The sequence below is a fragment of the Ramlibacter henchirensis genome, from assembly GCF_004682015.1.
Taxonomy (GTDB): Bacteria; Pseudomonadota; Gammaproteobacteria; order Burkholderiales; family Burkholderiaceae_C; genus Ramlibacter; species Ramlibacter henchirensis.
The window spans coordinates 87,536-113,792 of record NZ_SMLM01000004.1 but is presented as its reverse complement, the minus strand read 5'-3'; the positions used below and the strand labels follow the sequence as shown (position 1 = coordinate 113,792).

The 26,257-nt window shown below is 69.8% G+C and carries 19 protein-coding genes; 4 read left to right on the top strand and 15 right to left on the bottom strand.

The window, feature by feature from the left end:
• Position 1: 1 nt before the first annotated feature.
• The 5 genes from EZ313_RS21875 to EZ313_RS21855 are packed head-to-tail and all read right to left on the bottom strand — an operon-like array spanning position 2 to position 5,190.
• A complete protein-coding gene (locus EZ313_RS21875; protein ID WP_135265449.1) occupies positions 2 to 1,300 on the bottom strand; it encodes a sulfate adenylyltransferase subunit 1 in 1,299 nt (432 codons plus the stop codon).
• Entirely contained in the window at positions 1,300 to 2,253 is a 954-nt protein-coding gene (gene cysD, locus EZ313_RS21870; RefSeq protein ID WP_135265448.1) for a sulfate adenylyltransferase subunit CysD, read from the bottom strand. The genes EZ313_RS21875 and cysD overlap by 1 nt, the downstream gene beginning before the upstream one ends.
• The gene (locus EZ313_RS21865) at positions 2,250 to 2,975 is read right to left on the bottom strand and encodes a phosphoadenylyl-sulfate reductase (RefSeq protein WP_135265447.1); all 726 of its coding nucleotides are present in this window, start codon (positions 2,973 to 2,975) and stop codon (positions 2,250 to 2,252) included. Before EZ313_RS21865 ends, cysD begins: the two co-directional genes overlap by 4 nt.
• Positions 2,975 to 3,349, bottom strand: a complete 375-nt coding sequence (locus EZ313_RS21860) for a DUF934 domain-containing protein (RefSeq protein ID WP_135265669.1) — start codon at positions 3,347 to 3,349, stop codon at positions 2,975 to 2,977. The genes EZ313_RS21865 and EZ313_RS21860 overlap by 1 nt, the downstream gene beginning before the upstream one ends.
• An 11-nt stretch (positions 3,350 to 3,360) precedes the next feature.
• A complete protein-coding gene (locus EZ313_RS21855; RefSeq protein ID WP_135265446.1) occupies positions 3,361 to 5,190 on the bottom strand; it encodes a nitrite/sulfite reductase in 1,830 nt (609 codons plus the stop codon).
• Positions 5,191 to 5,347: 157 nt separating this feature from the next.
• Here EZ313_RS21855 and EZ313_RS21850 point away from each other — a divergent pair, with 157 nt between their 5' ends.
• Positions 5,348 to 6,121: a response regulator gene (locus tag EZ313_RS21850; RefSeq protein WP_167772696.1), complete on the top strand. Its 774-nt coding sequence runs from the start codon at positions 5,348 to 5,350 to the stop codon at positions 6,119 to 6,121.
• On the opposite strand, the gene mnmC is transcribed toward EZ313_RS21850, so the two are convergent.
• On the bottom strand, positions 6,096 to 7,904 hold the full coding sequence (mnmC, locus tag EZ313_RS21845) for a bifunctional tRNA (5-methylaminomethyl-2-thiouridine)(34)-methyltransferase MnmC2/FAD-dependent 5-carboxymethylaminomethyl-2-thiouridine(34) oxidoreductase MnmC1 (protein WP_135265444.1): 1,809 nt from the start codon (positions 7,902 to 7,904) through the stop codon (positions 6,096 to 6,098). The two genes, EZ313_RS21850 and mnmC, sit on opposite strands and share 26 nt — an antisense overlap.
• Positions 7,905 to 7,914: 10 nt before the next feature.
• Positions 7,915 to 8,187, bottom strand: a complete 273-nt coding sequence (locus EZ313_RS21840) for an oxidative damage protection protein (RefSeq protein ID WP_135265443.1) — start codon at positions 8,185 to 8,187, stop codon at positions 7,915 to 7,917.
• Positions 8,188 to 8,310: 123 nt separating this feature from the next.
• On the opposite strand from EZ313_RS21840, the gene EZ313_RS21835 reads away from it, so the two are divergent.
• Entirely contained in the window at positions 8,311 to 9,327 is a 1,017-nt protein-coding gene (locus EZ313_RS21835; protein WP_135265442.1) for a sulfate ABC transporter substrate-binding protein, read from the top strand.
• A 71-nt stretch (positions 9,328 to 9,398) separates the two neighbouring features.
• Here EZ313_RS21835 and EZ313_RS21830 read toward each other — a convergent pair whose 3' ends face one another.
• Positions 9,399 to 10,121 (bottom strand): sulfite exporter TauE/SafE family protein, encoded by a 723-nt coding sequence (locus tag EZ313_RS21830; protein ID WP_135265441.1) that lies wholly within the window; start codon positions 10,119 to 10,121, stop codon positions 9,399 to 9,401.
• A gap of 120 nt (positions 10,122 to 10,241) precedes the next feature.
• On the opposite strand from EZ313_RS21830, the gene epsC reads away from it, so the two are divergent.
• Complete coding sequence (gene epsC, locus EZ313_RS21825) at positions 10,242 to 11,150, top strand: serine O-acetyltransferase EpsC (RefSeq protein ID WP_135265440.1); 909 nt, start codon at positions 10,242 to 10,244, stop codon at positions 11,148 to 11,150.
• A gap of 4 nt (positions 11,151 to 11,154) precedes the next feature.
• Here the strand turns inward: epsC and EZ313_RS21820 are convergent, their stop codons facing one another.
• The gene (locus EZ313_RS21820; RefSeq protein ID WP_135265439.1) at positions 11,155 to 11,358 is read right to left on the bottom strand and encodes a hypothetical protein; all 204 of its coding nucleotides are present in this window, start codon (positions 11,356 to 11,358) and stop codon (positions 11,155 to 11,157) included.
• A 257-nt stretch (positions 11,359 to 11,615) separates the two neighbouring features.
• Between EZ313_RS21820 and EZ313_RS21815 the strand changes: the two genes are divergently transcribed.
• The gene (locus tag EZ313_RS21815) at positions 11,616 to 12,179 is read left to right on the top strand and encodes an NADPH-dependent FMN reductase (RefSeq protein ID WP_135265438.1); all 564 of its coding nucleotides are present in this window, start codon (positions 11,616 to 11,618) and stop codon (positions 12,177 to 12,179) included.
• A 10-nt stretch (positions 12,180 to 12,189) separates the two neighbouring features.
• Here the strand turns inward: EZ313_RS21815 and glgA are convergent, their stop codons facing one another.
• From glgA to glgB, 6 genes are read right to left on the bottom strand one after another with little or no spacing between them, the layout of a single operon-like run.
• On the bottom strand, positions 12,190 to 13,671 hold the full coding sequence (gene glgA / locus EZ313_RS21810; RefSeq protein WP_135265437.1) for a glycogen synthase GlgA: 1,482 nt from the start codon (positions 13,669 to 13,671) through the stop codon (positions 12,190 to 12,192).
• Entirely contained in the window at positions 13,668 to 18,722 is a 5,055-nt protein-coding gene (locus EZ313_RS21805) for a malto-oligosyltrehalose synthase (RefSeq protein WP_135265436.1), read from the bottom strand. Before EZ313_RS21805 ends, glgA begins: the two co-directional genes overlap by 4 nt.
• The gene (gene treZ, locus EZ313_RS21800; RefSeq protein ID WP_135265435.1) at positions 18,719 to 20,623 is read right to left on the bottom strand and encodes a malto-oligosyltrehalose trehalohydrolase; all 1,905 of its coding nucleotides are present in this window, start codon (positions 20,621 to 20,623) and stop codon (positions 18,719 to 18,721) included. The genes EZ313_RS21805 and treZ overlap by 4 nt, the downstream gene beginning before the upstream one ends.
• Entirely contained in the window at positions 20,620 to 22,785 is a 2,166-nt protein-coding gene (gene glgX / locus EZ313_RS21795) for a glycogen debranching protein GlgX (RefSeq protein WP_135265434.1), read from the bottom strand. The genes treZ and glgX overlap by 4 nt, the downstream gene beginning before the upstream one ends.
• Positions 22,782 to 24,065 (bottom strand): glucose-1-phosphate adenylyltransferase, encoded by a 1,284-nt coding sequence (locus EZ313_RS21790; RefSeq protein ID WP_135265433.1) that lies wholly within the window; start codon positions 24,063 to 24,065, stop codon positions 22,782 to 22,784. Before EZ313_RS21790 ends, glgX begins: the two co-directional genes overlap by 4 nt.
• Positions 24,062 to 25,963, bottom strand: a complete 1,902-nt coding sequence (gene glgB, locus EZ313_RS21785; protein ID WP_276606980.1) for a 1,4-alpha-glucan branching protein GlgB — start codon at positions 25,961 to 25,963, stop codon at positions 24,062 to 24,064. Before glgB ends, EZ313_RS21790 begins: the two co-directional genes overlap by 4 nt.
• Positions 25,964 to 26,257: the final 294 nt, after the last annotated feature.

Below are 26,257 nucleotides of genomic sequence, written 5' to 3'. Positions count from 1 at the left end.
CTCAGCGCACCAGCAGCGCTCCCGCGGTGCGATGCGTGGCGGTGTCCACCAGCACCAGCGATCCTGGCAGCCGCGCCCGCTCGAAGGGGCGGGTTGCCAGCGGCTCCTGCAGCGTGATCTCGACCTGGCCGATCGCATTGGCTTCGAGCTGCGTCGCTTGCTGCTGCGCCAGCGTCTGGATGTCCAGCCGGTGCCCGATGCGCCGCACGCGCGCCTTGACCCAGCGGTGGCCATGCAGCGCCCAGTAGACGCGGCCCGGCAGCAGCGGCTCGTCGTCTAGCCAGGCGACGGTGCCCGACACTTCGCGCACGGCTTCGGGCGCATCGGTGGCCAGCAGCCAGTCGCCGCGCGAGACATCGACCTCGCGGTCGAGCACGATGCCCGCGCTGTGGCCGGCGCCGATGTCGCGCGGGCGGCGCACGGCGTCCAGCACCTGCGCCACGGTGGCGGTCTGGCCCGAGGGCATGACGCGCACGGCCTGGCCGGGACGCACCTGCCCGGTGGCGATGCGGCCCCAGAACACCCGGCGGCCCTGGCTCGTGTCCGACGAGCCGGAGAACTTCTCGACCCACTGCACGGGGAACGAGAACGGCTCGGCGGTCTCGGCCTGCGTGACCGGCAAGGTCTCCAGCAGCTGCAGCAGCGACGGTCCCGCGTAGCCGCACCAGCCGGGCGCGGCCTCGACCACGTTGTGGCCCTTCAGCGCGGAGACCGGCACGACGGCACGCGGCTCGATGCCCGCGCTCTGCGCAAACCGGCCGAGCGCCGCCGAGATGTGGCGGAAGGCCAGGGCGGGGTCCTGCACCGCGTCGAGCTTGTTGATCGCGAACACGATCGAAGGCACGCGCAGCAGGTGCGCCAGCAGCGAGTGACGATGCGTCTGCGGCAGCAGCTTCAGGTCCGCGTCCTGCCAGGCCAGCTTGGTGGCATCGACCAGCACCACGGCCGCATCGGCGCTGGAGGCGGCCGTGACCATGTTGCGCGTGTACTGCTCGTGGCCGGGCGCGTCGCCGATGATGAACTTGCGCGCCGGCGTGGCGAAGTAGCGGTAGGCGACGTCGATGGTGATGCCCTGTTCGCGCTCGGCCGTCAGGCCGTCGGTCAGCAGCGCCAGGTCGGTCTCGCCCGAGCGCTGCACGCCCGCGAGCTGGTCCTGCAGCACGGCCTTGCTGTCCACGAGCAAGCGGCCGATCAGCGTGCTCTTGCCGTCGTCGACGGAGCCGCAGGTGATGAAGCGCAGGGCCGCGTCGTGGTCGCCGGAGGGCTGGCGTACGGGCTGGGCGAGGGTGCTCGCATCCATCAGAAATACCCTTCCTTCTTGCGCTTCTCCATCGACGCATCCGAGGTCTTGTCGTCCATGCGCGTTGCGCCGCGCTCGCTCACGTCGGCGGCGATGGTCTCGGCGACCACTTCACTCGCGTTGGCGGCCGGGCTGGCCACCGGGCAGGTGCAGGTGATGTCGCCGACGGTGCGAAAGCGCACCGTTCGGGTGACGACCTGCTCGCCTTCGCGCGGCGGGGTGAGTTCGGTCACGGGCACGAGCAGGCCCTTGCGTTCGATCACCTGGCGCTGGTGCGCGTAGTAGATCGAGGGCAGGGCGATGTTCTCGCGCTCGATGTACTGCCACACGTCCAGTTCGGTCCAGTTGGAGATCGGGAACACGCGGAAATGCTCGCCGGGCTGCAGGCGCGTGTTGAACAGCGTCCAGAGTTCCGGCCGCTGCGCCTTGGGCTGCCACTGGCCGAAGCTGTCGCGGTGCGAGAACACCCGTTCCTTGGCGCGCGCCTTCTCCTCGTCGCGCCGCGCGCCGCCGATCAGCGCGTCGAAGCGGAATTCCTCGATCGCCTCCAGCAGCGTCACCGACTGGTGCACGTTGCGCGACTCGCCCGGATGGGCCAGGCGCACGGTGCCGCGGCGCATGGAGTCCTCGACGCTGCGCACGATCAGGTCGGCCTTGAGTTCGGCCGCGCGCCGGTCGCGGAAGTCCGTCACCTCGGGGAAGTTGTGCCCCGTGTCGATCATCAGCAGCGGGTACGGGATGCGGCCGGAACCGAAGGTTCCATCTCCATTGACTCCGAAGGCCTTCTCGGCGCACCGGAGCAGCACCAACGAATCCTTGCCTCCGGAGAACAGCAGGGTGGGGCGCTCGAAAGCGGCCACTTCGCGCAGCACGAAGATGGCCTCTTCCTCGAGCGCGTCCAGGTGGCTGCTGGACAGCCGGGTGAGCAGTTGCGGTTCGACGCGGGCGTTCATGCGGCCGCTCCTTCCTTGTTCTTCACGTGCAATCCGCACTCCTTCGCGGCCTCGTCCTCCCACCACCAGCGCCCGGCCCGGAAGTCCTCGCCCAGGCTGATCGCCCGCGTGCAGGGCGCGCAGCCGATGCTGGGATAGAACTCGTCGTGCAGCGGGTGGTAGTCCACCTCGTTGGTCGCGATGTAGTGCCAGACGTCGCCCCAGGTCCACTCGGCCAGCGGGTTGAACTTGGCCCGCGCTTCGCTCGAGTCCTGCAGCGGCACGTCAGCGCGAGCAGTGGACTGTTCGCGGCGCAGGCCGGTGATCCAGGCGCGCTGGCCTTCCAGGGCGCGTTGCAGCGGCTCGACCTTGCGGATGTGACAGCAGGCCTTGCGCAGTTCGATGCTGCGGTACATCGGCTCGGCGCCCTCGCGGCGCACGAACTGGACCACGGATTCCTGGACCGGGCGGTAGACCCGCACCGGCGCGCGCGAGCTCGCCTTGAGGCGATCCAGCAGCTCCAACGTCTGCGCATGCAGCATGCCGGTGTCCAGCACGAAGACCGGGATGTCCAGCTCCAGCTGGTTGATCAGGTGCGTGATCACCACGTCCTCGGCGCCGAGGCTCGACGCCTGAGTGAGGGGCGAGAACGACGCCGCGGCGCGCATCAGCAGCGCCTGCGTCTGTTCCAGCTTCGCGGTGTAGTCCCTGGACGGCCGCGCGTGCAACTCGATCGCACCCATCAGGCGGCGGCCCTGAAATGCGGCGGCTGCTGCAGGTCACCCTGGTAGAAGGCGGAGTAGCGATCGAACTGGCGCTGGGCCTCGCCGATGTCCTTGCCTTCCTTCAGCACCGCGCTGGAGAAGCCGGTGCGCTGCATCTGCACCAGCTGGTCGATCAGCACGTCGCCGGTGGCGCGGATGTCGCCCGCGAACTTGCGGCGGCGGCGCAGCAGGTAGGCCTGGCTGTAGGCCCGGCCGTCGCTGAACTTCGGGAAGCTCAGCTCGATCCGGTCCACGCCTTCGAGCGGCAGTTCCGTCACGTCGGCGTCGTTGGCGACCGCCAGGACGTTCACTCCGGGTTCGGTTTGCGCCTCGCCGGCCTGCAGGATCTTGATCAGTCGATCGGTCACGCGACTTCCTTTTCCACGAAGCGGGCGGCGTTGGCGGCGGCCTTGAAGGGGTCATGGCCGACGCGCCTCAAGGTGGCGATGAAGGTTTCCGACCGGCCGTCGCCGGCGGGCTGCCGCAGCTTGCGATAGGTGTCGACCAGGGCCTCGATCACGCCCGCCACTTCCTCCTTGGCGAAGGACGGGCCGACGATCTTGCCGGGCGCGGCCGGGCCGCCGGCATGGGAGCCGTCGCCGCCGCCCAGCGTGATCTGGTACCACTCCTTGCCGTCCTTGTCGACGCCGAGGATTCCGATGTGGCCGGCGTGGTGGTGGCCGCAGGAGTTGATGCAGCCGGAGAAGTTGATGTCGATCTCGCCGATGTCCCATTCCTCGTCGAGGTCCTGGAAGCGCTCGGTGATCGCCTCGGCGATCGGCAGCGACCGCGCGTTGGCCAGCGAGCAGAAGTCGCCGCCCGGGCAGGCGATCATGTCCGTGATCAGGCCGATGTTCGGGCGCGCGAGCCCCAGCTTGCGGGCCGCGGCCCACAGCTCCGGCAGGTCGTCCTGGTGGACCCAGGGCAGGAGCAGGTTCTGTTCGTGCGTGACGCGCGCCTCGCCGGCGGAAAAGCGATCGGCCAGGTCCGCGCAGGCTTCGAACTGTTCGGCCGTGCAATCGCCGGGGTTCTGGCCCAGGCGCTTGAAGGACAGGACCACGGCGCGCAGCTGCGGGTTGCGGTGGGGCAGCACATTGCGCTGCAGCCAGCGGTCGTACTGCGGGTCGGCCTCGGCGTCGGCGCGGATGATCTCGTGCACCCGCTCGGCGGCGGCGGCGCGGGGCTCGCGCCTGATTTCCGGCGCGACGAACTGCGCAGCGACGCGGTCGTACTCGGCCTGGGTGATCGTGTGCGGCGCGCCGTCGATCTCCAGGATCTGGCGGAATTCCTCTTCGACTTTGTCGATGTAGCGCTGGCCCTCGGACTTCACGAGGATCTTGATGCGCGCCTTCCAGATGTTGTCGCGCCGGCCGTACTGGTTGTAGACGCGGATGCAGGCCTCGAGGTAGCTCAGGACGTGCTGCCACGGCACGAACTCGCGCACGACGGTGGCGATCACCGGGGTGCGGCCCATGCCGCCGCCCACCAGCACCTTGAAGCCCAGTTCGCCGGCCTCGTTCCTGAGCGCCTGCAGGCTGATGTCGTACCAGCCCAGCGCCGCGCGGTCTTCCCGGGCGCCGTTCAGGGCGATCTTGAACTTGCGCGGCAGGAAGACGAATTCCGGGTGCAGCGCGGCCCACTGGCGGATGATCTCCGCGAAGGGACGCGGGTCGGCGATCTCGTCCACCGCGATGCCGGCCAGCGCCTCGGTGGTGATGTTGCGGATCGCATTGCCGCTGGTCTGGATGCCGTGCATGTTCACGCTCGCCAGCAGCTCCATGACGTCGGCGGCCTTCGCGATCGGGATCCAGTTGAACTGGACGTTGGTGCGGGTCGTGAAGTGGCCGTAGCCGTACTTCAGCTTGGACACGACCTCGCGGCTGGTGCCGGGGATCGGCACGGGCCCGAGCGACAGCTGCTTTTCCTGCGCGTCCTGAAGCAGGGCCGGTTCCGGCACGTCGTATTCGCGCGCCACCTTGGCCAGCACCCGCAGCTGGGCGCTGGACAGCTCGCCGTAAGGCACGGAGATGCGCGCCATCGGCGCGTAACGCTGGATGTACCAGCCGTTCTGCAGTCGCAGCGGCCGCAGCTCCTCGTCCGTGAGCGTGCCCGCCTGCCAGCGCTCCAGCTGGTCCCGGAACTGGGCCGCACGCGCGCGAACGAACTCCCTGTCGAACTCGGTGTATTGATACATGGGCCGCGACTCTACGGAGGGCCCTTATGGATCCAAACTATTTTTTTCTTCGCGCCTTATCCGGATATGCATATGCGCGAGGCCTGGCGCGGCTTTCCGCGCGTTGGACGTGAAAGTTCGGATAAGCCGCTTTTCAGCTCGACGGTACGCGCTGATAATGGCTGGACAGGTCGAGGAGCGGATGGAGCAGTTGTTCGTCAAGGTGGTCGGGTTCAGCGATGTCGAGCGGCATGCGCTCAACACGCTGTTTCGCCTGTCCGAAGAGCGCCAGACGCGCTACGCCCTCTGGACCCCCGACTGCGGCGCGACCCCCGACGTGGCGCTGATCGACAGCGACTCGCACGAGGCGCTGGTCGAGTTCGAATTGCCCAGCAACGAAGGCGTGCGGATGGTGTGGGTCGGTGACAGGCCGCCCGCCCGCGCCTGGCGCAGCTTCCAGCGGCCGATCGACTGGCCGGCCGTGATCGCGGCCATGGACCAGCTGTCCATGCCGCCGCCGGACCTGGAACTGAGCCTGGACCTTGATTTCGACTTCTCGGTCCCGCCCTCGCAAGCCCCGACCGAGCCGGGCGTGCGCCGGGCTCTGATCGCCAATGCCGATCGCGCCGAGCGGCTCTACATCCGCGCGCGGATGTCCCTGGCTGACCTGACGCTCGCGGACGAGGCCGAGACCGCGGGCGATGCCCTCGAACTCGCCCGCAAGCACCGCTACGACGTCGCGGTCATCGACCATGCCCTGCCCGGGAAGTCGGGCGGGCGTGAACTGCTGCGCCAGCTGGCCCAGATCGACCGGCGCATCCCCTGCCTGATCGTCACCAAGCCGCGCCTGTCCGCGGCCGAGAAGGCGCGCTCGCTGCTGGGCCGCCAGCCCATCCTGCTGGAAAAACCGGTCGATCCCGTCAGGCTCACCGCGCTCCTGCAGAGCCTCTAGCTGCCCGCTGGGCGGCCAGCGCAGCGGCCAGCCGCACCGGCAGGGGCAGCGGCTCGCCGTGCAGGCGTGCAGCCAGCAACTCCGCGCAGAGCGCCGTGAACGTCAACCCCCGCGATCCCATCGCCGTGCTGACCCACAGGCCCGCCGCCAGTTCGCCGACCAGCGGCCGGCGGTCGGCCGAGGCGCATCGCACGCCCACCCAGGCGCGGACGGCGCCGCCGCGGAACTGCGGTTCGATCCGGGCGGCGGCTTCCGGGGCCAGGACCTGCAGCCGCTCCAGGTTCGCCAGCTGGTCCTCGGCACGCGGCTCCAGTGACAGCTCGCCCCGTCCGTAAGTCGACCCGGTGAGCCAGGCGCGGCCTTCGGGCAGCGGGACGTCGGGGAGGAAATGGCCGTGGCCGTTGCGGGGCGGCTCGTGGGGAGCCGAAGCCCCGTCGTGCAGGTTCCAGCTCACCTGGCCTCGGACGGGATTCAACGTGAGACGCTGGTCGAGCAGTTCGGCCGAACCGAGAGCGGCGGCGACGACGGCGAGATCGGCGCAAGCCAGTGCCTCGCCGGCATCGTCCAGCGCGCACCAGCGGCCTTCCCGCTGCAAAAACGCGTTGACGCGGACCCCGCCCCGCCACTCGACGCCCGGTTCCGAGAGCCACGCGCGCACCAGCGCGCCGGGCCGCACCCAGGCCGCAGCCGCATGCCAGAGCGAACCGCCTTCGAGGAGGTGCTGCCAGTCTCCTTCCCACGACCCCAACCGAGCCGGCACCCGCGCATCCGCTTCGCGCCGTTCCAGCACGCCAGTTCGCTCCCAATCCCGGCCGTCGACCAGCCTCTGCCCGGCCTCCTGCAGCGTCATGCGAATGCCGGCGCGCGAGAGGCGCGAGAGCAGGTTGTCGTCGGGCGAGGTGTGCGGCGCGAGCAAACCCGCGGGAAGTCCGGACGCGCCCGAAGCGGGTTCGTTCGCACTATCGAGCACCTGCACGCGCCAGCCGCGCCTCGCCAGGCTGGCCGCTGCAGCCGCTCCGGCCAGCCCACCGCCGACGACGAGCGCAGTCCCGGGTGCCTCGCGCCGGGAACGCGCGGGACGCCGCAAGGCCCACTCGGGATCGAAGGTCGCCCGCAGGCGCTCGCGCTTGGGTGGCAGCCCCGGCACCCTCTCAAGCCGGAAGCCGCATTGCTGCAGGTCGCGCCGCACCTGGCCCGCGACGGTCCACGTCGCCGCCATCGTGCCCCGCCGGCAGCATCGCGCCACCGACTTCAGCGTGGCCAGCTCCCACATCGCCGGATTGCACTGCGGATCGAAGCCGTCCAGGAACACCGAATCGGCCGCGAACGACTGCTCGTCCAGCATGCGCTTCGCGTCGCCCACGCACAGCGTGAGCAGCACGCGGCCGCCGTCGAACTGCAGGCGATGCCAGCCCGGCACCAGGCCCCACCAGCGCGTGGCGAGTTCACGCGCGAGGTCCTGCACCTCGGGCGCCTGCGCGGATGCGCGCAGGATGTCCTCGGCCGCGACCGGCCAGGCCTCCATCGAGACGAAATGCAGGACCCGGGGCCGCTGCGGGTCGTCCTTCCAGGCGCGCCAGGCGGCCAGGAAGTTCAGGCCCAGGCCGAAGCCGGTCTCGAGGATGTGCCAGCGTTCGCGGCCGGCCCACGCGGCAGGGAGATCGCACCCGGCGAGGAAGACATGCCGGGCCTGGTCGAGCGCCCCGCCGGCGCCGTGGTAGACGTCGCCGAACCGCGGGCTGCGTGGCGTGCCGTCCGGCGACCAGTCGACCCGCTCGGCCACGGGACGCGCGTCAGGCGCTGGGCGGCACGTACCCCTGCGCCACGTCGGCGCCGCCGCCGAAGAAGTGCGCCTCCATCTGGCGCTTGAGGTACTCGCGTGCGCGCTGGTCGGCCAGGTTCAGGCGGTTCTCGTTCACCAGCATGGTCTGGTGCTTCAGCCAGGCCTGCCAGGCCTCCTTGCTCACGTTCTCGTAGATGCGCTTGCCGAGTTCGCCCGGATAGGGCGGGAAGTCCAGGCCTTCGGCTTCGCGGCCGAGCTTGATGCAGTTGACGGTACGCGCCACGGCTTGCTTTCGTCGTATGAGCTTATGCGGATATGCAAGTGAGAACTCGGTCGTTCCCTTCTCGCTGCGGGCCCCGAAGAATGCGCCCCATCCATTGAACTGGAAAAACAGGAGCGACCTTCCATGAGCCTTCGCCGCGACTTTATCAAGATTCCCCTGGCCGGCGCCCTCGTTGCGGCGCTGCCCGCGATCGCGCAGAAGCCCGCGGCGGTGACGCTTCTGAACGTGTCGTACGACCCGACGCGGGAGCTGTACGTCGAGTTCAACCAGGCTTTCCAGAAGCACTGGAAGGCGCGCACCGGCCAGGACGTCACCATCAAGCAGTCGCACGGCGGCTCGGGCAAGCAGGCGCGGTCCATCATCGACGGCCTCGACGCCGACGTCGCCACGCTCGCGCTGGCGGGTGACACCGATGCGGTCGTGAAGAACGGCGGCTGGATCCAGGAAGGCTGGCAGAAGCGCCTGCCGCACAACTCCTCGCCCTACACGTCGACCATCGTGCTGGTCGTGCGCGCGGGCAATCCCAAGGGCATCAGGGACTGGGACGACCTGGCCCGGCCGGGCGTCAGCGTGATCACGCCGAACCCGAAGACCTCGGGCGGCGCGCGCTGGAACTACCTGGCGGCCTGGGAGTACGCGAAGCGCAAGTACGGCGGCGACGCCAAGGCGCGCGAGTTCGTCGCCCGCGTGTACGGCAACGTGCCGGTGCTGGACACGGGCGCGCGTGGCTCGACCATCACGTTCGCGCAGCGCAACCAGGGCGATGTGCTGATCGCGTGGGAGAACGAGGCCTGGCTGCTGGAAAAGGAGTTCGGCACCAGGTTCGACGTGATCGCGCCCTCGCTGTCCATCCTGGCCGAGCCCGCGGTGGCCGTGGTCGACCGCAACGTCGACAGGAAGGGCACGCGGGCCGTCGCCGAGGCCTACCTGCAGTACCTGTACTCCGAGGAAGGACAGGACATCGCCGGCAAGCACTTCTACCGGCCGGCCGTTTCGCAGAAGGCGCAGGCCAAGTACGCCGACCAGTTCCCGAGACTGAACCTGTTCACCATCGACCAGGCCTTCGGCGGCTGGGACAAGGCCGGCCGCGAGCACTTCGCCGACGGCGGGTCGTTCGACCAGATCTACACGCGCAAGTAGGCGGCTCGCGTGCGAGCCGACGCGTTGCGGGTCCTGGGAGTGACGGCCGCTGCCTGGGGGCTGGCCCCTGCTCAGCGCAGGGCCGCCACGAGCATCGCCAGGCCTGAAAACACGAGCAGGCCGTCGATCAGCAGCCGGAAGGTGTCCTGCGAGAGGCGCAGCACCACGTGCCGCCCGATGAAGCTGCCGGCCATCAGCGAGGAGCCGGCCACCAGGCCTTCGAGCACCACCTTGCCCGGCAGCGCGGCGGAGGCCGCGAAGGTGGCGATCTTGGCCGCGTACACGGCCAGCGAGGCCAGCGCCTCCGTACCCAGCAGGCCGCCGCGTTCGAGACCGTAGGCGGTGAACAGCGGCACCTGCAGCGGCCCGGTGGAGACCACGATGCCGGTGAGGAATCCCAAGGGCGCGGCCAGCACCGCCAGCTGCAGGATCGACAACCGCCAGCCGCGTTGCCTAAGGTGATGCCGCGCCGGCACCATCGCGAGGAAGAAGACGCCCAGGGCGGTTTCAGCCACGCCTTCCGGGATCGCCAGCAGCGTGCGCACGCCGAGCGCCGCGGCCGGCAGGGCGGCGATGCAGAAGGCGCCCGCCGCGCGCCAGTCCACCTCCCGCCGCCAGGCCACCACCCGGCCCAGGTTGCCCAGGAAGGCGGCGATGGCCATCACCGGCACCGCTTCCACCGGGCCCCAGGCCAGCACCAGCACGGGCATCAGCACGATCGACGAGCCGGTGCCGACGATGCCGCCCAGCGTTCCGCCCAGAAGGCCGAAGGCCAGCACCAGCACGTAGTCCATCAGCGGGGCGGGCGCGGGCAGCTCGACATTCCGCGACTCTAGCGCTTGCCCGTACCGCCGGTGGGTGCGCTGCTTCTCCGGTATCTTCGCGGCATCCCGACCTCAACGGATTCCCGCACCATGACCAGCTTCGACATCGCCGAACTCGTGCAGGGCCTGCGCACCGCGCGCGGCGAATGGCGCGATTCGCAGGGCCGCTCGCGCGAGAACGGCGGGCGCGAACTGCCGTCGCCGCAGGCGCTGGAGCGCATCGTCGACCAGCTCAAGGGCGCGCTGTTCCCCATGCGCCTGGGCCCGCCCGACCTGCGCAACGAGACCGAGGACTTCTACGTCGGCCACACGCTCGACGCCGCGCTGCGGGCGCTGCATGCGCAGGTGTGCCTGGAGGTGCGCCACGCGGCGCGCCATTCCGAAAACGGCGCGGACGGCACGCCCGCTCGCGCGTCGGCGCTGGTGCGCGAGTTCGCGCAGTCGTTGCCGGATATCAGGCGGCTGCTCGACACCGACGTGCTCGCCGCCTGGCAGGGCGATCCGGCCGCGCGCAGCGTCGACGAGGTGCTGCTGTGCTATCCCGGCGTGCTGGCCATGATCCATCACCGGCTGGCGCACCGTCTGTACCGCCTCGGCCTGCCGCTGCTGGCGCGCATCGTGGCCGAGATCGCGCACAGCCGCACGGGCATCGACATCCACCCGGGTGCGACCATCGGCAAGGGCTTCTTCATCGACCACGGCACGGGTGTCGTGATCGGCGAGACGGCTGTGATCGGCGAGCGCGTGCGCCTCTACCAGAACGTCACGCTGGGCGCGAAGCGCTTCCCGATGGCCGAGGACGGCCACCTCGCCAAGGGCCTTCCGCGCCATCCGATCGTGGAAGACGACGCCGTGATCTATGCCGGTGCGACGGTGCTGGGCCGCGTGACGATCGGCAAGGGCGCGGTGATCGGCGGCAACGTGTGGGTGACGCACGACGTGCCGGCGGGCGGCAGCGTGGCGCAGGCCCGCAACGACGAAGGCCGCGGGGTCAGCTGACGCCTCAGTGGGCAGCGGGACGGCCGCGGCTGCGACCGAGCTGGCGGTAGACCTCCGCGTGCAGCCGGTCGGCTCGTTCGCGCAGGAGGCGCGCGTCCTGTTGCAGTTGCTGGCGAGTGGGCCCGTTTTCCTGGGCGGCTGCGCGTTCGGCTTCTCGCGCGGCGCCGTGGGCGGCGCCCCAGCGCTGGAGTTGTTCGACGTGATCCATCTTTTTCGTTGTCCCTGAGTCGGGTCTTTTGTGAATGCGGGCCGAGTCTGGGGGCGGCGCGGATTGTGCGCTATCGGAGGGGCGGAGAGGATTGCGTCGGTCTTGGCTGACGCGCGAGATGGTGCAGGGGCAAGAAGACGTTCAGCCGCCTGCCCAACGGTCATGCGACATCCATCTCCATTCGTTTCCCGTCCAGTACGCCGGCGTAGCAAGCTGCCGAGAATGTCCGATTCCCCCTCGACAGATCGGAGCTCCCCATGCCCACGAACACCTACCGCATTGCCGTCCTCGTCGGCAGCCTCCGGCGGGACTCCTTCAACAAGCAGCTCGCGAACGCGCTGGCGAAGCTGGCGCCGCCGGACTTCAGCCTGCAGCAGTGCGCGCTGAACGACCTGCCGCTCTACAACCAGGACGACGACGCCAACCAGGCCGAGCCGGTGCGGCGGCTCAAGTCGGAGATCAGCAATGCCCAGGGCGTCATCTTCGTCACGCCCGAGTACAACCGGTCCATCCCCGGCATGCTGAAGAACGCCATCGACAACGCATCGCGGCCCTACGGCCAGAGCGCGTTCGCGGGCAAGCCGGCGGGGATCATCGGCATCTCCGTGGGCGCCATCGGCACTGCGATCGCGCAGCAGCACCTGCGCGGCATCCTGGGCTACCTGGACATGCCCACCCTCGGCCAGCCCGAGGTGTTCCTGCAGAACAAGGAAGGCTTCTTCGGCGCCGACGGAGGCATCGGCAACGAGAGCAGTCGCAAGTTCGTGCAGGGCTGGATGGACAAGTACGCCGCCTGGGTGCGGCAGCACGCGAAGATGTAGCGCGATCCCGCTACGCGGTCGTGAAGAACCGCGGCCGCGCGCGCTCGATGGCCTGCTCGTAGACCTCGACGTACCGCCGCGCGCTGGCTTCCCAGCCGAACGAACGCGCCATGCCGTTGACCTGCAGGCGTCGCCATGCCTTCGGGTTCCGCCACGCAGCGCGAAGGCGCGTTACCGCGTCGGCGAATCCTTCGGCGTCGGGTGAACGCATGACGAAGCCGGTGCCGTTGGCCGGATCGTCCGTCGCATCCACCACCGAGTCGACCAGCCCGCCGGTGCCGCCCACCAGCGGCGGCGTGCCGTAGGCCTGGCTGTACATCTGGTTCAGGCCGCAGGGCTCGAACCGCGAGGGCATGAGGAAGGTGTCGGCGCCGGCCTCGATCAGGTGCGCCAGCGACTCGCTGAAACCCACCGTCACGCTCATGGCCTTGTTCGAGCGAGCCGCGGCTTCGGCCAGTGCCTGCTGCAGCCCGGGATCGCCGGTGCCGAGCATCACGAGCTGGCCGCCGTCGCGCAGCAGCACCTCCAGCTGGCCGAGCACCAGGTCGATGCCTTTCTGCGAAGTGAGCCGGCTGACCATTCCGAACAGCAGCGCGCCGGGGTCGGGTTGCAGTCCGCACTGCGCCTGCAGCGCCGCCTTGTTGCGCGCCTTGCCCGCGAAATCGCCCGGGCCGAAGCGGTGCGGCAGCAGCGGATCGGTGGCGGGATTCCAGACCTGCGCGTCGATGCCGTTGAGGATGCCGGTCAGCCGCTCGGCGCGCGAGCGCAGCACTCCGTCCAGCCCCACGCCGAACTCCGGCGTCTGGATCTCGCGTGCGTAGGTGGGGCTCACGGTGGTGATCGCATCGGCGAACTGCAGCCCGCCCTTGAGCATCGACAGCTGCCCCCAGAACTCCACGCCGTCGATGCCGCGCCAGTGGTAGGGAATGCCCAGCAGGTCGGCGTGTTCCATCGGGAACACGCCCTGGAATGCCATGTTGTGGATCGTCACCACGCCGGCCGCGACCGGGTCGTGCGCATTCAGCTCGCGTGCCGCGGCCAGGTACAGCGGCGCGAGCGAACAGGGCCAGTCGTTCGCGTGCACCACGTCCGCCTGCCACCTTTCGAGGGGCGAGCTCGTCGTACCGAGCATCGCGGCCACGCGGCTCAGGAAGCCGAAGCGCCGCACGTTGTCGGGGTAGTCGTGGCCGGTCTGGTCCACGTACGGCCCGCCGGGGCGCTGGTAGAGCGCCGGGCAGGCGAGCAGGAGCAGGGTGACGCCGTTGTCCGCGCGCACCGGCAGCAATTGCGCCGCAGGCCATGGCCCGGTGGCGGGAAGGTCGACGCTGTCGCCCACCTCGCCACTGACCTTCATGCCGCGATAGGCGGGCAGCAGCACGCACACATCGTGGCCGAGCGCCGCCAGCGCGGCGGGCAACGCGCCGCTCACGTCGCCCAGCCCGCCGGTCTTGACGTAGGGGGCGCACTCGGGCGTGGCGAACAGGATCTTCATGCGCCGCCCTCGCGCGGGCCCTGCGCCACCAGCACGGCGAAGGGCAGGCCGGCGGCGCCGGCGAACACCTGCTCCAGCGACAGTGCGCCATCGGCTGCGGTGCCGCCCGCCTCGTCGCCCGTGAGCCAGTTGCGCCAGCGCGGCCACTTCTGCAGCGCCGCTGCGTCGGCAGCGCGTACCCTCGTGCCGCGCCAGAGGGCCGGGCCCCAACGGGACTCGTCGCCGCCGCAGAGCGTGAAGGCCAGGCGCGCGGCGACCACGACCACCGCCTGGTCGTCCTTCGTGCGCACGAAGGCGATCGCATGGTCGGCCGCCGGGCCGTCGACGGCGAGCGGCAGATAGGCGCCGCGGCAGAACAGGTCGCGCAACTCCTGCCGCAGCTGCAGCAGCCGCCAGGTGACCAGCTGCTTGATCCGTCCATCGGCCATCGATGAGTGCAGCTGCCGCCACAGCAACAACGGCGGGATGCCGCCGCGGCACTGCCCCTGCAACTCCGCCAGCGAGCGCTGCAGGCGGCCGAAGTCCACCGGGCGCCGGTTGTCCGGATCGACCAGGCTGAAGTTCCACTGCTCGCAGCCCTGGTACAGGTCCGGCACGCCCGGCACCGTGTACTTGAGCGCCACCTGCGCCAGGCTGTTGCGGAACCCCCAGGATGCGATGCGAGCGGTGAACTTCTGCAGCTCGTCGACGAACGGGTTGGCGTGTCCGGGCCGCAGCACCGCTTCGACATAGCGGGCCAGCGCGTCCTCGTACGGCTGCTCGGGGCAGACCCAGCTGGTGTGCTCCTTGGCCTCGCGCACCGCCTTGCGCACGTACTCCTGCACGCGCTGGCGCAGCGACTCGCGTTCCTGGGCATGCGGCACCTCGGCGGGCCAAAGCCCCGCGAGCGTCTGGAACAGCAGCCAGATGTCGTTGCGCGCCGGCGCGAGGCCGGCCTCGGTTTCGGTGAGGTACATCTCGGCCCAGCCGGCCCAGCGCTGCACCGTCTCGGCCCACAGCTGCGGCATCTCGGAGAGCACGTCGATGCGCGCGCGCAGGTCTTCGCCGCGCTTGCTGTCGTGGGTCGACGTGGCCAGCAGGCAGTGCGGGCGATGCCGCTCCCGCGCCTGGTTCGCACCGTGGAACGCCGACACCGACAGGCCGTAGCTGGCCGGTTCGCCGCCCACTTCGTTCAGCGACGTGAGCCGCAGGTAGCGGTAGAACGCCGTGTCCTCCACCGCCTTGGCCATCACCGGCGCGGTGAACTGCTGCCAGCGCGCCAGGAACCGCCCGCGCTGCTCGGGTGGCACCGTGGCGGCTTCGCCTTCGCCCAGAAGCACCTCCCGCACGTGGTCCAGCACGCCGGTCTCGGAGCCCCCCAGGCGCCGCCGCGCCGCGGCCACGGCCCAGTCGATGTGGCGCCGGTCCGCGGCGCTCGGCGTGTCGCCGGCACGAAGGTAGGTGCGGTACACCGGAAAGCCCGCCGCGATCTCCGCCAGCGCCTGCCGCAGCCGGTTGCGTGTGAAGTCGCAACGGCGGCGGTTGGCTCGAGTGATGCGGTACATCGATTCCACCAGCCAGTTCAGCTCGGAGAACAGCGACGTCTCGATGATCAGCCGCTTGCACTGGTAGACGATCTCCGCGAAGTCCTCGCGCTCGCCGGTGAAGTCGCGGTACGCGCTTTCCATCTCGGCGCCCCGGGCGTTGTCGACGAACAGGCCGTTGACCAGGCTGGCGAAGCGGTAGCCGGTGTCGCCGTGCACCGGCCACTGGTGCGACAGCGGCTCGTGCTCGGCCAGGATCTTCTCGATCACCAGGTACAGCGCGCGCGGTTCGCGGCCGGCCACTTCGGCCTGCCGGGCGTAGCGGGCCTGCAGCCGCTGGAAGTATTGCTGGGGGTCCGACAGGCCGTCCGGGTGATCGATGCGCAGCGCGTCCAGGTGGCCGTCCTGCAGCCATTGCAGGACGCGCGCGTGCGTGGCCTCGAACACCTCCTGCCGCTCCATCCGCAGGGCGGCGAGGGTGTTGACATCGAAGAAGCGCCGGTAGTTGACGTCGTCGCTGGCCGTGTGCCAGTCGGCCAGGCGGTAGGCCTGCCGCGAGAGCAGGCGGTCCAGGGCGTCGAAGCTGGCCGGGTCGGCCGGGTTGCCGTTCAGGCGCTGCACGCAGCTGTCGATCCAGTGCGCCAGCCATTCGTTGCGCGCGACCAGCCGCGCCAGGTTGCGCTTGTAGATGGACACATCCCGCACACGGGCCCGGCGCTGTTCGTCTTCGGTGCTGTCGCGCGGCGGCAGGCGCTGGAACGAAGCCAGCATCGATTCCACCACCGCATGGCTGTCGCTCTCCGCCTCGTCCTGCGCGGGCGGCGCGGGCAACACGGACAGGATGTCGGGGTAGGTGGCGGGGTCGATCGGGAAGCGGTGGTTCCAGTAGCGCAGGCCGAATTCGCCGCTGTCGGGCGAGAAGTGCAGCTGCAGCTCGCCGGATTCCAGCACCCGGCCGTAGTGGTCGCCCAGCACCGGCAGCAGCACGCGGCCGGCCATCTCGGGCGCGGCGGGAGACCATTCGATGTCGAAGGTGTTGGCATGGGCCGAGGCCTGGCCATGCTCCAGCACTTCCAGCCACCAGGCGTTGTCGGCCTCCAGCACGCCCATGTGGTTCGGCACCAGGTCCAGCATCTGGCCCATGCCGTGCCGGCGAAGCGCGCGGCACATGCGCTCGAACTCCTGCTCGTCGCCGACCTCGGGATTGAGCGCGCCATGGTCCACGATGTCGTAGCCGTGCGTGCTGCCGGGCCGCGCGCGCAGGAAAGGGCTGCTGTACAGGTGGCTGATGCCCAGAGCGTGCATGTAGGGCACCGCCTCGGTCACGTCCGCAAAGCGGTTTCCCTCGTGGAACTGCACGCGGTAGGTGGAGAGCGGGATGCGCGCGGTGTCCAGCGCGGGCAGCTCCGCCGGGGCGCTGTCGGGCGCCGGGCCGCTGCGCTCGGCGCGCAGCACGGCCGCCACGGCGGCGAAGCGCTCGTCGCTCGCGAGGTCCTCCACCTGCACCGAGAGCTTGCGGCGCCAGTTCGGGAACCGGTCCTCGGTCGTGCCGGGCACGTTCACCTGCAGCAGCTGGCCGGTCACGTCTTCGAGCTGCACGCCGACAAGCCAGCTCGGGGTGCGCGCAAGGAAACCATAGACGCTGGCGACGAAGGCCGGCGTCGCGTCCGGCACGGAAGTGGGCTGCGCATTCGCATCGGGCGGCAGCAGGTTCTCGTGCTGCAAGGCCAGCAGAAGCCGCGCCCGGTCCTGTGCGCGGTCGATGACGGAGCGCTCGCGTGCGCCTTCGTCCGGGAACAGCCCCAGCCTGGCGAGCAGTTCCAGGTCCTCGCCCAGCCAGAAGCCGCGCAGCGTGGGCAGGTCGTGCGTGCTGACCACCGCGAGCGCCTGCGGCTGCCATTCCGCCGGCAGTCGGAAGCCGCCGTCGGCGTTGCGTTCGAAGAGCAGCGGCCGGTACGACAGCAGGCTGCGCTCGCGCATCGCCTCGCGCATCGCCGGCGCCACGTTGCCGAGGTCCTCGCCGATGACCAGGCATTGGTGCCGATGGCTCTCCAGCGCGAGGATGCCCAGCAGGTCCTGCAGCGGGTAGGTGACGTAGGTGCCGCCCTGGCCGCCGATCCAGAACAGGCGCATCAGCGCCATCACGTGGTCCATGCGCAGCGCGCCGCAATGCCGCATGTTGGCGCGCAGCGTCTCGACGAAGGGGGCGTAGCGCGCGGCGCGCAGCTGCACCGGGTTGAGCGGTGGCAGGCCCCAGTTCTGGCCGAGCGCATTCAGCGGATCCGGCGGTGCGCCGACGTGCATGCCCAGCGCATAGAGCGAAGGCTGCACCCAGGTCTCGGCCCCGCCTTCGTTCACGCCCACGGCCAGGTCGCAGTACAGGCCCAGGCCCATGCCGCGGGTTCGCGCGTAACGCTGCACCGACTCGAGCTGCACCTCGGACAACCACTGCAGCCAGAAGCGGTAGCGGATCGCCGAGCCGTGGCTCTGGCGGAAGGCCTGTATCGCTTCGCCCTGCGGGTACCGCCAGGCTTCGGGCCAGGCCGGCCAGCCCCAGACGCTGGGGTCGGTGGCGTACAGGTGGGCCTGCACGGCCTCGAACAATGCGTGCGGGCCGAGCGTGGCCTCGCGCTCCTGCATGTACCGCGTGAAGTGCGCGCCGCGCGAGCTACCCGGATGCATCTCGTTCTGCTCGAAATGCCGCCACAGGATGGCCAGCATCTCCTCCTTGGCGGCCGCCACGGCGGGATAGTCGACCAGCTCCGCTTCGCGCAGCCGGCGCAGGCGGTCCTGGAACTCCTCGCCGTGGAGCTTGCGCAGCGCTTCCGCGCAGCCGGAGAGCTCGGCCAGCGCCTGCACGTCCAGGTAGATCGGGTTCAGCGCCGTGCGGCTCGACGGGCTGTACGGGCTGGCCACCTCAGGCCGGTGCGGGAAGAGCGCATGCAGCGGCGAAAGCCCGATGAACGACGCGCCCTGGCGCGCGGCCGTGTCCACCAGCCGGCGCAGGTCGCCGAAGTCGCCGATGCCCCAGTTGCGTGAGGAGCGCAGCGCGTACAGCTGGATGGTGCAGCCCCACCAGCGCTCGCCTTCGACCAGCGCCTGCGGCGCCCAGCAGCGGCGCGGCGCAACCACCAGCAGGCAATGGCGCTGCGGGTCCGCTTCCAGGACCAGCCGCCAGTAGCCGATCGCGGGCGGGGAGGGCAGTTCGATGACCGACAGCTCGCCTTCGCGCCGGAGTTCACCCTGCAATGCGTTGGCCCCTCCCTCGGGCGTGAGCTGCCAGCGGCCGGCTTCCGGTCCGCCCGCGAACGCGATGCGGACCGTTTCGCCTTCGAGCACGACTTGCACCGGCGGCAGGCCCTGTTCAGCGGGCGGCGGTCCATGCCGCAGGCCCATGACGTCGAGCGCCTGGGCCAGCACCTCGGGCTTGACTTCGAGGTCCTCGCCCCAGAAGGAGTGGTAGCGCAGGGCCACGCCGTGCCGCTCGGCCTGACCTGCCAGGTCGTGCATCTCGCCTTCGAGGCTCATAGGGTGATCTCGGGGCCCAGGCGCCAGCGGGCGGCCCACGCGGGCCAGGTGTCTTCGGGGGTTTCGGCCGGCCAGCGGTGGCGGAACACGTCCTGCGTCTCGACCGGGCCCATGCGTCGCGGAGAAACCTGCAGCGGCTGCGGCCCGAGGTTGATGTCGAGCTCGAGCACCTGGCCATCGTCGTAGCGCCACTGCACGGCAATGCCTGTCTCGCCCACGCGCTGCGAGGTGTGCTGGCCGGTGAGCAGCTGGCCTTGCCTCGGCACGATCCAGCTGCGGCGCGCCGCGAGCGCATCACGCACCATCGCGGACCAGGCGCGGCCCTGTTCGCTGTCGCGCTCTTCCTGCGTGGGGCGACTCGCCTCGAATGTCTCGGCGCTGCACGGGTCGGGCAGCGGGACCGGCTTGCCGTTCACGAGGCGCGCGACATGGCCGAACTCGCGCTTGCGCCCCTCCTGCACGGCCTTCTTCAGGTCGCCTTCCCAGTCGGCGAAATAGAGCCAGGGCCGCGTGCTGCCGAACTCCTCGCCGAGAAACAGCATGGGCACGGCCGGCGTGAGCAGCGCCAGCAAGGTGGTGAGCGGCGCGGCATCGGGGCCGACCAGCGCGGCCAGCCGTTCCCCGAAGGCGCGGTTGCCCACCTGGTCGTGGTTGTGCGCGAAGTTCACGAGGGCGGACAGCGGCACCGTGGGCGCGGGCCGCGGGTCCTCGCGGCCGCCGCCGGCCTTGCGCGGGCTGTCCTCGAACAGCATGCCGTGCGTCAGCGAGCGGGCCAGCAGGTCCATCGGCGTTTCGCCGGGCGCGTGGCCGTAGTCGTGGTAGTAGCCGCCCGCCTCGCGGGTCAGCGCGACATGCAGCGCATGGTGGAAATCGTCGTTCCACTGGCCGTCGTAGCCGCCGGGCTCCGGCGTGGTCGACAGCCGCTCGTGGTGGTTGTTCTCGTTCTCCAGAACCAGGTGGACGTGGCGGCCCGCCGTCGCCTCGCGCACGCGTTGGGAGATCTCTTCCAGGATGTGAGGCGAGCTGTCGTCGCTGATCGCATGCACGGCGTCCAGCCGCAGGCCGTCGAACCGGTACTCGGTGGTCCAGTAGACGGCGTTCTCGACGAAGAACTCGCGCACCGGCCGGCAGTGGGGGCCGTCGAAGTTGATGGCCGCGCCCCAGGGGCTGCTGCGCGTCGTCGAGAAGAAGCCCGGCGCATAGCGGTGCAGGTAGTTGCCCTCCGGCCCGAAGTGGTTGTAGACGACGTCGAGGAACACCATCAGGCCCAGGCGATGCGCAGCCTGGATCAGCGCCTTGAGTTCGTTGGGCGTGCCGTAGGCGGAGTGCGGGGCGAACGGCAGCACGCCGTCGTAGCCCCAGCCGAAGCGGCCCGGGAAATCGGCCAGCGGCATGACTTCGATGGCCGTGATGCCCAGGTGCGCCAGCTCCGGCAGGCGCTTCGCCGCGGCGGCGAAGGTGCCCTCGGGCGTGAACGCGCCCACGTGCATCTCGTACAGCACCACTTCGTGCCAGGGGCGCCCCCTCCAGTCCTCGTCCCACTCGAAGGCGAGCGGGTCCACGACCGCGCTGGGCTCATGCACGCCGTGCGGGTTGTGGCGCGAGGCCGGGTCGGGGACCATCAGCTCCTCGTCGATGCGCCAGTGGTACAGCGTGCCGGCGGCGGCGTCGGGGACATGGGCTTCCCACCAGCCCTCGGCATTGCGCGTGGCGGCGTGGAGCATGTACTCCGGCCGCTGCGCGGCGGGAGAAGGGCTGGGCGAGGGCTTCGCACTCAGCCCGAACAGGGTGGGATAGACCGCCAGCTCGGCCCGGCGCGCGGCCGGCGCCCACAGGCGGAACTCGACGCCGCCCTGGCGCCGCAGCGACGCCCCGAACCGCATCGCATGCGCGTGCTTCATCCGGAGCGCCCCTCCACCAGCACCGCCATGGCGTGCGACTCCAGTTCGATCTTGGCCTGCGGCTGCACGCGCTCGGCCTCGTCGTGGGTGAAATGGCCCTGGCCGGTGTCGACGCGAACGCGCCACTCCTCGATGCCGGGCACCTCGGGCAGCGTGAAGATCACCTCCTCGTCGGAGGCGTTGAACAGCAGCAGCACGCTGGCGCTGGGATGCCCGTTGACCGGGGTGAACTTGCCGTCGAACAGCGCGGCGATGCAGCGCACCGAGGGATTGGTCCATTCCTCCTCGGTCATCGGCAGGCCCCACACGCTGAACCACGCCAGCTCCGCGCGGCCTTCCTCGTCGGGTTCCCCGGTCGGCCAGCCGTTGTCGCGCAGGACCGGCAGCTCGCGCCGCAGCGCGATCAGCTGCGCGGTGAACTCGATCAGCGCATCGCTGCGCCGCTCCTGGCTCCAGTCGAACCAGCTGACCGGGTTGTCCTGGCAATAGGCGTTGTTGTTGCCGCCCTGGGTGCGGCTCATCTCGTCCCCGCCCAGCAGCAGCGGCACGCCGCGCGAGCAGAACAGCGTGGCGATGAAGTTGCGCTTCTGCCGCTCGCGCAGGACCAGAACGTCCTCGTCGGCGGTCTCCCCTTCGACCCCGCAGTTCCAGCTGCGGTTGTGGCCCTCGCCGTCGCGGTTGTCCTCGAAGTTGGCCTCGTTGTGCTTTTCGTTGTAGCTGACCAGGTCGTTGAGCGTGAAGCCGTCGTGCACCGTGATCAGGTTGATGCTGGCGCTGGGGCGGCGCCGCGAGGGCGAGTAGATGTCGGCCGACCCGGCCAGCCGCGCGGCGAACTCCTGCACCGCGCCGTCCTCGCCGCGCCAGAAGTCGCGCACCGAATCGCGGTAGCGGCCGTTCCATTCCGACCAGCCCGGGGGAAAACCGCCGACCTGGTAGCCGTTGTCGCCGATGTCCCAGGGCTCGGCGATCAGCTTCACCTGCCGCAGCACCGGGTCCTGCGACACCGCGGCGAGGAAGGGCGAACGGTGGTCGAAGTCGTAGTTGCCATTACGGGCGACCGCGGGCGCCAGGTCGAAGCGGAAGCCGTCGACGTGCATCTCCTCGACCCAGTAGCGCAGGCTGTCCATGACGAGGCGCAGCGTGGCGGGATGGCTGATGTCCAGCGTGTTCCCGGTGCCGGTGACGTCCTGGTAGTAGCGGCGGTCCTCGGAGAGCCGGTAGTACGAGGGGTTGTCGATCCCCTTGAGGAACAGCGTCGGGCCCAGGTGGTTGCCTTCGCAGCTGTGGTTGTAGACCACGTCCAGGATGACTTCGAGCCCCGCCGCGTGCAGCGCCTTCACCATGCGCTTGAAGTCGTTGGGGTCGTTCCCCGCGCAGTAGCGCGGCTCCGGCGCGAAGAACGCCACCGTGTTGTAGCCCCAGTAGTTGGCCAGGCCCAGGTCGATCAGGCGGCGTTCGTCGTTGAAGGCATGCACCGGCAGCAGTTCCACAGACGTGACGCCCACCCGCTTGAGGTGCGCGATCGCCGATTCGCTGGCCAGGCCGGCGAAGGTGCCGCGCAGGCCGTGCGGCACCTCTTCCAGCAGCTTCGTGAAGCCGCGCACGTGCACTTCGTAGAAGACCGTGTCCTCCATCGGCACCGCCGGCCGGCGGTCGTCGCCCCAGTCGAAGGCGCTGTCCATCACCACGCATTTGGCCGCGCCGGCCGCGTTGTCCACCGTGTCGAGCGCGAGGTCGCGCGCTGGCCCGCCCAGGGTGTAGGCGTATTGCCAGGCGCCGCCGCGCAGCGGCCGGTCCAGGGCCTTGGCGTAGGGGTCCAGCAGCAGCTTGTGCGGGTTGCAGCGCATGCCCTCCGCCGGCTCGTAGGGGCCGTGGACCCGCAGGCCGTAACGCGTGCCCGCGGGCAGGCTGGGCACGAAGCCGTGCCAGATGTCGTCGCTGCGGCAGGGCAGGGCCAGGCGGCGCACCTCGCGCGTGCCGGTGCGGTCGAACAGGCACAGCTCCACCTTCTCCGCCACGCTGGAGTACACGGCGAAGTTGACGCCGTGCTCGGTGAGCGTGGCGCCCAGGGGAAAGGGGCTGCCGGGCTCGCAGTGGTCCGGCAGCTGCGCTTCGGCCGGGATCGGATGCGTGTGGGCGGCGGCGACGGCCGCTGCCGTCATGCAACCACCTCCAGTCGCCCTTTGCCGGCGCGCACGGTGCCGCGCGTCGTGGCGAAATGGCGCGCGCCGGGCCGGAAGTAGCCGGCCGGCACCACCACGATGCCGCTTTCCGTGACGTGGAAGCGGCGGCGGTCCTGCTCCAGGTCGAAGCCGATGCGCTCGCCGGCGGGCACCTCGTTGTCCTGGTCGATGATGGCGCGGTGCACCTGCGCGCCGCGGCCGATGCGCGAGCGCTCCATCACGATGCAATGCTCCAGACGCGCGCCGCGCTCCACCACCACCGATCGGCGCAGCATCGCGTGGTCCAGCGCCGCGCCGTCGATGATGCAGCCCGAGCCCACCACCGAGCGATTGAGGACGCCGTTCTCGATCTGGGCCGATTCGGCCTGGTCGGGGCTGGCGTAGATCGGCCAGCGCACGTTGGTCATGCGGAACTTGGGCGCGGCGCCGAGCGTGTCGAAGTGGGCCTCGAAGTAGGCGTCGATGGTGCCCACGTCGCGCCAGTAGCCGTGCTCCTCGTACGGCTCGGTGCCGGGGATGTGGTTGGTGTCGAAGTCGTAGGCCACCAGCTTGTGCGTCTTCACCATGGACGGCAGCAGGTGCTTGCCGAAGTCGCTGGTGCCGTTCTCGTGCATCTTGCGCAGTTGCTCCAGCAGCACGTCGGCGTTGAAGATGTAGTTGCCCATCGAGCCCAGCGCGTGCGATGTGCTGCCCGGCATCGGCTTGCAGGCCTTGGGCTTTTCCATGAAGTCGACGATGCGGTTGCTGTCGTCGATCTCCACGATGCCGAACTGGTCGCTCTGCGAGAGCCGCACCGGCAGCGTGGCCACGCTGGCGTGGGCATCGCTCTGGAGGTGGAAGTCGATCATCTGCCGCACGTCCATGCGGTAGATGTGGTCGGCGCCGAAGACGGCCACCAGGTCCGGCTTCACGCTCTCGATCAGGTGGATGTTCTGGTACACGGCGTCGGCCGTGCCCTGGAACCACTCGGGCCCGTTGCGCATCTGCGGCGGCACGCAGGTGATGAAGTGCTGCGGCATGAAGCGCGCCATGGTCCAGGTCTGGCGCACGTGCTCGATCAGCGACTGCGACTTGTACTGCACCAGCAGGTAGACCGAGTAGATCTCCGAATTCACCAGGTTCGACAGCACGAAGTCCACGATGCAGTGCTTGCCGTTGAAGGGAACCGCGGGCTTGCAGCGGTCGGCCGTCAGCGGATGCAGGCGCGAGCCCTCTCCGCCGGCCATGACGAAGGCCAGCACGTTTCGATGAGCGGTCATGGGCGAACTCCTCCTGAGGTTGTGTCGTTCTCGTCGACAAGCAAAAGCGTTGCCAGCGGCGGCAGGGTGATCGAGGCGCTGGCCGGCAGGCCGTGCAGCGGCGTGTCGTCCGCGACCACGCGGCCGAGGTTGCCCATTCCGCTGCCGCCGTAGTAGGTGGCGTCGCTGTTGAGCAGCTCCTGCCACTCGCCGGCGTGCGGCATGGCCAGGCGCAGCCCGACGCGCGGCTCGGCCGTCATGTTGATGACGGCGACCGCGGTCGCGTCGCCGGGGTTGCCGCGCCGCACGAATGCCAGCACGGTCTGCGGCTCCGGCGTCTCCACCGGCACCCAGGCGAAACCTTCGCCATGGAAATCGTTGGCGTGCAGCGCCGGCAGCCGCCGGTACGCCGCATTCAGGTCGCACACCCAGCGCGCGATGCCGGCATGCAGCGGACGCGCCCACAGGTGCCAGTCGAGCGTGCGCTCGTGGTGCCATTCCTGCAGCTGCCCGAACTCGCCGCCCATGAAGAGCAGCTTCTTGCCCGGGTGCGTCCACATGTAGCCGTACAGCGCGCGCAGGCCGGCGAAGCGCTGCCACTCGTCGCCCGGCTGGCGGCCGAGCAGGCTGCCCTTGCCGTACACGACCTCGTCGTGCGAGAGCGGCAGGACGAAGTTCTCGTTGAACGCGTAGACCGTGGAAAAGCGGATGTCGTCTCCGTGCCAGCGGCGGAAGAAATGCGGCCGCTGCATGTAGCGCAGCGTGTCGTTCATCCAGCCCATGTTCCACTTCATGCCGAAGCCCAGGCCGCCGTGGTGCACGGGCCTGGAGACGCCGGCCCAGGCGGTGGACTCCTCCGCGATCATGTGGACGTCGGGGAAGGCCGCGTACACCGCGCTGTTCAGGTCCTGCAGGAAGCGCACCGCTTCCAGGTTCTGGTTGCCGCCGTACTGGTTGGGGATCCACTGGCCCGGCTCGCGCGCGAAGTCCAGGTACAGCATCGACGCCACCGCGTCCACGCGCAGGCCGTCGAAGTGGTACTTCTCCAGCCAGAACAGCGCGTTGCTGATCAGGAAGTCGCGCACCTCGTAGCGACCGTAGTTGAAGATCAGGCTGTTCCACTGCGGGTGGTATCCCAGGCGCGGATCGGCGTGCTCGTACAGCTCCGTGCCGTCGAACTGGGCCAGCGCGTGCCAGTCGGAAGGAAAGTGCGATCCCACCCAGTCGAGGATCACGCCGATGCCGTGCTGGTGCAGCGTGTCCACCATCGTCATCAGGTCCTGCGGCGTTCCGTAGCGCGCCGTCGGCGCGAAGTAGCCGGTGGTCTGGTAGCCCCACGAGCCGTAGAACGGATGCTCGGCCACGGGCATCAGCTCCACGTGCGTGAAGCCCATCGTGCGGCAGTGCGAGGCCAGGCGCACTGCGAGGTCGCGGTAGTTCAGGACTCGGCCGTCCTCCTCGCGTTGCCAGGAGCCCAGGTGCACCTCGTAGATCGACATCGGTTGCCGGTGCGACTGGCGCTCGCCACGCTGCGACATCCACTCGCGGTCGCCCCAGGTGTGTCCCTCCAGCGGCCATATCTGGGACGCGGTGCCGGGCGGATGCTCGCAGCGGAAGGCATACGGGTCGGCCTTTTCCATCCATCCGCCGTGCGCGCCCTCGATGCGGAACTTGTAGTAGTCGCCGGCCCGCGCGCCTTCGATGCGGCCATGCCAGAGGCCGCTGCCGTCTTCGATGCGCTGCAGGGGTTCGCAATGCCAGCCGTTGAAGGAGCCGGTGACGCCGACGCTGCGAGCGTTGGGCGCCCAGACGGTGAAGCGCGTGCCGTTGCCGTCCGGGTGTGCGCCCATGACGTCGAACTGGCGGAAATGGTGGCTCGGCCGTGGCCCCGGTCGATGGGTTACTGCGGTCGAGGTCACGGCGCCGGGGTGAAGCTGGGAAGGCGTCATGTCTCGTAAGTTGTGTGAGAAAAATTGTGGTTGTCCGTGGCCCGGTGAGGATGAAGGAAGCGCCGGCGAATTGCCGTAGGCAGACACCTACAGACGCGTGTCGACTTCGCCGACGATCAGGCGGGACGGGATGTAGCTGAGCGGCGAGCCAAAACGGCGCACGTGTGCGGCGTGTTTGCCGACACGGGCTGCGTATGGCTGGGCTTGGTGGCGCGCGCGGCTGTGGTGCATCGCTGCACAAGCCGCAAGCAGGCAGTCATTTGC